Here is a 7130-nt window from a genome sequence, read left to right as displayed (position 1 = left end):
GCCGCGACGGGCCACGGCGACCACGTCGTCACGGAACTCGCGGGGATAGGGCTTGGGCACGATGACATCCTTCCAGGCGAGGCCGAAGCCTCACAGGTGAGGTGTCAACCAGACCCTGGGCAGACCCCAATGCCGCCAAACGCCGTAGGCAAACACAGCCAGCCCAGCACGGGCGAGCGAACGGCTCCGAGCCCACTGCCCTGGCGGCCGCGGCTGGTGAGCACAGCTGGCAAACCCAGCCAGCTCAACGCGCCTAACGAACAGCCGTCAGCCCGCCACGGCTGGCGAACGCAGCTGCCGAACAGTGCAGGCAAAAGCAGCTAGCCACTCCAACCAGGCCCAACGCGTCTAACAAACAGCTGCTAGCCCGCCACAGCTGGCAAACAACGCTGCCAAATCCAGCCAGCCCAAAGCGACTAACAAACAACCCACCACAACCGGCGAACAAGCCGACCGATTTGGTACCCGTGACCGGCGAAGCGTCAGCCCAACCCCGCCGGTCACGGAAGTCTCACTCTCGCAGCGCCAAAGCCACCGCGCCCAGCAGTGAAGCGTCCTGATCGAACCGCGCGGGCACCAGTTCCGGCGGGAACGGCACCGCTGCCGTCAGGCGTTCTCGTAGGGCGGGTAGCAGTACATCAGCCGACCGGACCAACCCGCCGCCCACTGCGATCCGGGCGGGGTCGAAGGCGATGGCCAGGTTGGCGACGTGCATGGAGAGCTCGTCCAGCGCCGAAGCGACCAGTTCCTTGGCCTCCGTATTTTCCCGCGCCAGCGCGAACAGCTCCCCCGCCGTGACCGGGCGGCCGAGCAGCGCGGTTGCCCGCGTGCCCAGCCACCGGCCTCCGACGGCTTCTTCCAGCGGCGCCGCTCCGCTGGCGAATCCGTCGGCGTCTTGGGGGGTGCGCAGGTTGTACCCGATCTCCCCGGCCGCCCCGTTCGCGCCGGTCAGCAGGTGGCCTCCGACGAGGACCGCGGCGGCGATTCCGGTGCCCAGGGAAAGGAAAACCGCGGGGTCGGCTCCCTTCAGCGTGCCCCAGGTCCATTCCGCCAGCGCCGCGGCTTTGGCGTCGGTGCCGACTGCGATCGGAACGTCGGGGAAGGCTGCCGACACCAGGTCGGCCAGGTGGAGTTCTTCCCAGCCGGGCACGTTCGGGGCCAGCAGGATCCGGTCCGGCAGCACGATTCCGGGACTGACCACGCCGATCGCGGTCAGCGGGGCGCCGGCGACCAGTTCGGCGGCGGCGGCCAAAGCTCGCGTGACCACCTGTTCGGCGCCTGCTTCGGCATCGGTGTCCAGGCGGCGCGTGGCCAGCAGGGCGCCGGTCCGGTCGGACAGACCCAGCGCCACTTTCGTGCCGCCGAAGTCGATGCCCAGGATCAGGTCTTCCGATGTCACTCGCGGGTCCCCTCGATGACCGGCGGGACAGCCTCCTGGCCGTCCCGGTGCGGACCGGCGGGCACCACGACCCTGCCGGTGTTGAACCCGTCGACGCTGACGGTCGGGGCCGCGCCGTGGAGGTCGGCGGCCCGGTAGCGGACGGTCAGCGTCTGCGACTGGCCCGGCCACAACGTGATGTCGTTGTCGTCCCAGGTCGCGGCTGGCAGCTGAGACCCGTCCGTGGCACGGCGCAAGTCCGCGCGCAGGAAGAAGCTGACCGCGGAGGTCTTCGACGTGTTGGCGATCGTGACCGTGGTCGCGGTGTCCGTGCCGTCCGGCCCCCGCGACGGGCGCGTCGAGGCGGTCACGTTGACCTGCGACTTCGGCAGGTCGCGCAGCGCGGTGAGGTCGCTGTACTGGCTCATCGTCGCCTGCGGGTTCTGCAGCGTCTTCTCCCAGTCCACGACGTCCTTCTGCGTCGACATCCAGTAGACGTTCCGGTCCACGACCTTCCCGCCCTGGCGCACCTGCAGTTCCACGAAGTACACCTGCGCCTTCGCGGGAGCCTTCGTCTCCGCCGGGACCTTCGGCTTCAGCAACCCGGTCGCGACGCCCTGGCTGTCCAGCGAAACCGCCGGAGCGGTCTGGTCGTCGAGGACCTTGCCCGCGATGTCGTACACCTTGGCCTGGACCGAAATCCCGTTCTGCCGCGCGGCGCCCAAGTTGGACAGCGCGACCGTGCCGGTGTCATAGGTGTAGAGCGCGTGCAGCGGCTTGTTCGCCTTCTGCGCGCCGAAATACGCGCCCGGCTGGTCGCCGTCGTTGTTGTACAGGGACCACAGCAGGGTCGGCCAGCCCTTGTTCAGCTGCCAGTACACCACGCCGGTCGACGGGTTCTTCTTGTCGTTGGCGTGCGCGAGGAACGCCTCGAACTGGGAGCGGGTGTTCTCGTAGTTCGCGATCTGCGCGGATTCCACATAGGACTCCAGCGAATCCCATTTCCCGTACCGGTGCGCGATCGACTCGTCCAGGGTGTACAGCGTGCCGAACTTGTAGCCGCCGTGCCCGGATTCGTAATTCGCGTGGTACTGGTTGTACGCCGGGTCCTGCCACAGCTTCGCCTGCTCCTCCGGCGACAGGAACCGCCGCAGCGAATCCAGCGTCGGCACGGTGTGCCCGGCGCTCTGCTCGCTCGCGAAACCCCAGGCGCCGCCCGCGTTCGTGCGGCTCGGGTCGGTCTTGTCGAAGGTCGACGAGTCGTACCAATAGGTCGGCGGGACCCAGTCGTACGGGCCTTCCTTCTCCCCCGACGGGCCGAGCGTCTTGGTGCTCTTGTACTCCGCCGACGCGATCACCGGCACGTCCCAGTCGGCTGCCTTGAACGCGCTCAGCGTCTCGGTTTCCTGCCGCGGGATCGGCTCGTTGTCGCTCCAGCCGTAGGTGATCACGCTGGGGTGGCTGCGTTCGGCCTGCGCGATCGAATACGCGGAATCGTGCATGATCCGGTAGTCGCGATCGGTCAGTTTCTCCGGATGCTCCGGCTGCCAGGCGTCGCAGCAGAGGAATCCGCCGAGCACCAGCAGTCCGGCGCGGTCGGCCTGCTCGTAGAAGTCCGCGGGCATGTCGTGGCCCTCGAGCCGGACGCCGGACAGGCCCATGTTCTTGATCAGCGCGAGCTGGTGCGCGATGTCGGCCTTGTCGTAGCGCAGGAACAGGTCCGGCGCGAAACCGCCGCCGCGGAACACGAAGTCGCGGCCGTTGACCGCGAACTTCCGCGCGCCGTCCGGCAGCGCCGGGGACTTGCCGATCAGCTTCGACGTCACCGTCCGGATCCCGAACGTCTCCGATGACGACGTCGACACCACGCCGCCCTGCGAAACTGTCGTACCCAAGGTGTACAACGGCTGTGCACCCATCGAGTACGGCCACCACACTTGCGGCTTCACGATCTTCAACTGCGGGAATTTCGCCGGCGTGAACGTCACGGTTTGCTTGGCGTGCGCGGGAATCGTGACGTTCTGCCGCACCACGATCGGCCGCCCGTGCCCCGGCGGCGTGACGATCGCGGCGACCTCGCCGGTCTGCGGCGTGTCCGCGTTGTTGGTCACGTCGACCTTCGCGGTCAGCGAAGACGTCGACAGATCCGCCGCGTTGTCCTGCACGACGTGCGCGTTGTCGCCGCTCAGCGCGTCCGACAGCTGCAACGTGGGCGGGAACTGCAGGCCGGTGTTGTTGTCCGGCACGATCTGCGCCCAGTCGGCCTGGTCTAGCGTGTACATCGAATTCGGGTCGTTCGGGTACATCTTGACCGCGAGCGTGTTCCTGCCCGGCCGCAGCAGCTTCGTGACGTCGAAGGTGTGGCCCGCGTACGCGCCGCTCACCACGTCCTTGCCCGCGACGAGCGTGCCGTTCAGCCACACGTCGCCCTCGCCGACGACGCCGGGGATGGTCAGCTTCGCGTTCTTGCCCGGCCGGAAACCGGGGTTGAAATCGGTGCGGAACCACCACGGGTCCTTGAACTGCTTCGTGGTGACCGGTCCGCGCTTCGCCTGGTAGCCGAAGCATTTGCGCATGTTGTCCGAGTAGAACACGTTCGGGCATTTGCCGTTCTGCACCAACGCGTTGATCTCGGTGCCCGGTGCGCCCGCGTCGTCCGGCTTCACCTTCAACCAGCCGTGCGTCGGGTAGCCAGGCCTCGACACCGCCGTGCCGCCGTCCTTGACCTGCGCGGTCGTCAGTACCTGCCAGCCGCCGAGGCCGATCGTCGACTGCCCCTGCGGACGGGACGCCACCGCCGTTTCCGGCTGCTGCGCGGAAGCGGTACTCGACCCGGCGGTCACCACGCCGGGGACGAGGACGAGCGCGGTGATCCCGGCGATCAGCGGCTTCCTCACGACTCCACCCCCGCCGCCGGTTGGGACGCGAACGCCTCGCGGATTTCCTTGGGGCCGAACGGCCACACCTTTTCCTTCGAGGCGTAGATCAGGAAGGCGAGGACTCCGAGGACGATCCAGGCGACCGAAAGCCAGATCGAAAGCCAGCTGGCCGACACGTAGACGTAAACCCACCCGACGAGCGCGATGATCGTCGGCACCGGATACAGCACCTGCCGGTAAGGCCGCATGAGGTGCGGCTGGCGGCGGCGCAGCACGACGATCGCCGCGACCTGCGCCAGAGACTGGATGATCACCAGCACCGTAACCGCCGCGTTGATCACGTCAGTCAAGGTGAACAGCGACCCGATCGCGGTGATCACGCCCATCGCGAGCACGCCCGCGGTCGGGAGGTTCAGCTTCGGGTGCAGTTTGCCGAACACCGGCAGGAACACCTTGTCGCGCGCGGCTTCGAACGGCACCCGCGACCCGCCGAGCAGCCCGGCGAACACCGAACCGACCGCGGCGATCACGATGAAGACGGTGACGATCTTCGCGGTCACCGAACCCCATGCCTGCTCCAGCACCGACGACGCCACCGACGTCGCGTTCTTGATCGACTCCAGCGGCTGCGAGCCGAGAACGCCCACTTGCAGCAGGAAGTAGAGCGTCATGATGCCGAGGATGGAGAAGATGATCGACCGCGGGAGCGTGCGGCCTGGGTTGCGGACCTCGCCGCCGAGGTAGGCGCTCGTGTTGTAGCCGAGGTAGTCGTAGACGGCGATGACGAGGCCCGCGCCGAGACCGGACCAGAACGCGCCGCCCGAGCCGAAGGCGCCCGGGGTGAAGTCGAACGCCTGGTGCGCGTCGAAGTGCGAGAAGGCCGCGATGATCACCGCGAAGACGGCGAACAGCATGATCAGGAACAGCGCGGTGGTGAGCTTGCTGATCTGGCCGATCCGGCGGAACAGCGCGAGCACGATCAGCACGACGAGGCCGATGCCGATGACCTTGCCCAGCGGGGTGACGCCGCCCGCGTCGGTCACGCCCGGCACCAGGTAGCCCAGGTACTGGACCAGCCCGATGATGCCGGTGGACATGATGAGCGGGATGAACAGCACCGCGCTCCAGGCGAAGAGGAACGGCATCAGCCTGCCGGTGCGGTACTGGAACGCTTCGCGCAGGTAGATGTAGGTGCCGCCGGCCCCGGGCAGCGCGGCGCCCAGTTCGGCCCACACCAGCCCGTCGGCGAGCGCGATGATCGCGCCGATGATCCAGCCGAACATCGCCTGCGGGCCGCCCATGGTCGCGACCATCGCGGGGATCGTGACGAACGGGCCGATCCCGCACATCTGCGTCATGTTGATCGCGGTCGCCTGCAGCGGCCCGATCCGGCGTTCGAGACCGTTCCCCGGAAGGGTCGCGGAGTCCCCCGGGCGGGTGGGTGAGCTCACGTCGTGCCTCCATCCAATAGTTAGTAAAGCTTCTTAACATAAGATGAACAGGGTGCGGAAGAGCTGCGTCCGGAAAGTTGCCGAAACCGGTGCGGGAGTGGGAGAAGGGGACGGTGGGGCGCGGGTCCCGCGGGCAGGGCTCCTCGCGACGCGGGCGGGCGCTCCGGCGGGATGGCGCCGCTGACCGGGAGCCGTGCCGAGCGAGCGGAAAACCGGCTGACGGGCGGACCGCGCGACTGCCAGACTGCTTCCGCCGTCCGCCGACCCGGGAGCGTTCGCCTGATGTCCCAACCGATCTTGCACACCGAACGCCTCCGCCTGGTCCCGTTGTCCGCCGGACATCTCGAGCACCTGGTCGAACTCTCCGCCGATCCCGAGGTGATGCGCTTTCTGGCCGGCGTGCAGACCCCGGAGCAGTCAGCGGACGAGCTCCGGCGAACCCTCGCGTACGCCGAAGGCGGGATCGGTTGCTGGACCGGCTTCGTCGACGCCGCTTTCGCCGGTTTCTGGTCGCTGCGTCCCGGTGAAACCGCGGGAGAGGCCGAATTGGGATACCGAATGCTTCGCGGGTACTGGCGCAAGGGACTCGGCAAGGAAGGGGCGCTTGAGATGCTCCGGCACGGGTTCCGAGACGTCGGGCTCGACCGGATCTATGCCCGGACAGCGGTGCTCAACAAAGCCTCCCAGGCGACGATGGCCTCGATCGGGCTCCGGCACCTCCGCGACTTCATCGGCGACCCGAAGTACTTCGCGCCGGGCGAGGACCGGCACGCGGTCGAGTACGCCGTCGGCCGCGAAGAGTGGCTGGCTAGCGAGTTCGCCTGATGTCCCAACCGGTCCTGCGCACCGAACGCCTCCGGCTGGTCCCGTTGTCCGCCGGACATCTCGAGCACGAGGTCGAGATGTCCGCCGACCCGGAAGTCATGCGTTACCTGGGCGGCGTGCGGACCCGGGAGCAGTCGGCCGAAGCCCTTCGGAGACTGCTCCCGGGCACCCGTCCGGGGCTCGGTTGCTGGGCCGGGTTCCTCGAAGCCGAGTTCGCCGGTTACTGGGCCTTACGCCCCGCCGAAGCACCGAAAGACGCCGAATTGGGATACCGGCTGCTCCGCAAGCACTGGCGCAAAGGACTCGCCAAGGAAGGCTCGCTCGAACTGCTCCGGTACGGCTTCCGCGAGGTCGGCCTGGACCGGATCTTCGCCGGGACCGCGGCGGGCAACAAGGCCTCCCTGGCGACCATGGCGTCGATCGGGCTCCGCCACATCCGCGACTTCGTCTCCGACGATCCCGACTACTTCGCGCCAGGCGACGACCGGCACGCCGTCGAGTACGCGCTCACCCGCGACGAGTGGCTGGCCCGCCCCTAGCGGAAACACGTTCACCCCGGCGCGCCGCGGAGGCGGATGGCACGCCGCCCCGGCGACC

Annotated in this window: 5 protein-coding genes; 2 read left to right on the top strand and 3 right to left on the bottom strand. The window is 68.1% G+C overall.

Annotation, left to right across the window (positions count from 1 at the left end):
• Positions 1-511: 511 nt before the first annotated feature.
• Genes PUT80_RS34805 through PUT80_RS34795 form a run of 3 tightly spaced genes read right to left on the bottom strand, consistent with a single transcriptional unit; the run spans position 512 to position 5708 of the window.
• A complete protein-coding gene (locus PUT80_RS34805) occupies positions 512-1399 on the bottom strand; it encodes an ROK family protein (RefSeq protein ID WP_275294678.1) in 888 nt (295 codons plus the stop codon).
• A complete protein-coding gene (locus PUT80_RS34800; RefSeq protein ID WP_275294677.1) occupies positions 1396-4275 on the bottom strand; it encodes a beta-mannosidase in 2880 nt (959 codons plus the stop codon). The genes PUT80_RS34805 and PUT80_RS34800 overlap by 4 nt, the downstream gene beginning before the upstream one ends.
• Positions 4272-5708 carry an APC family permease gene (locus PUT80_RS34795; RefSeq protein WP_275294676.1) on the bottom strand — a complete coding sequence of 479 codons (1437 nt, stop codon included), beginning with the start codon at positions 5706-5708 and terminating at the stop codon, positions 4272-4274. Before PUT80_RS34795 ends, PUT80_RS34800 begins: the two co-directional genes overlap by 4 nt.
• 282 nt (positions 5709-5990) lie before the next feature.
• Between PUT80_RS34795 and PUT80_RS34790 the strand changes: the two genes are divergently transcribed.
• Positions 5991-6533: a GNAT family N-acetyltransferase gene (locus PUT80_RS34790; RefSeq protein ID WP_275294675.1), complete on the top strand. Its 543-nt coding sequence runs from the start codon at positions 5991-5993 to the stop codon at positions 6531-6533.
• Positions 6533-7072 carry a GNAT family N-acetyltransferase gene (locus PUT80_RS34785; RefSeq protein ID WP_275294674.1) on the top strand — a complete coding sequence of 180 codons (540 nt, stop codon included), beginning with the start codon at positions 6533-6535 and terminating at the stop codon, positions 7070-7072. The genes PUT80_RS34790 and PUT80_RS34785 overlap by 1 nt, the downstream gene beginning before the upstream one ends.
• Positions 7073-7130: the final 58 nt, after the last annotated feature.

The sequence above is a fragment of the Amycolatopsis sp. La24 genome (assembly GCF_029087445.1).
Taxonomy (GTDB): domain Bacteria; phylum Actinomycetota; class Actinomycetes; order Mycobacteriales; family Pseudonocardiaceae; genus Amycolatopsis; species Amycolatopsis nivea.
This window is presented reverse-complemented; position numbering and strand designations above follow the sequence as displayed.

Excerpts from the sequence above, each read along its gene's own strand:
- PUT80_RS34790 (WP_275294675.1), top strand. The coding sequence starts at position 5,991 with ATGTCCCAACCGATCTTGCACACCGAACGCCTCCGCCTGGTCCCGTTG.
- PUT80_RS34785 (WP_275294674.1), top strand. The coding sequence starts at position 6,533 with ATGTCCCAACCGGTCCTGCGCACCGAACGCCTCCGGCTGGTCCCGTTG.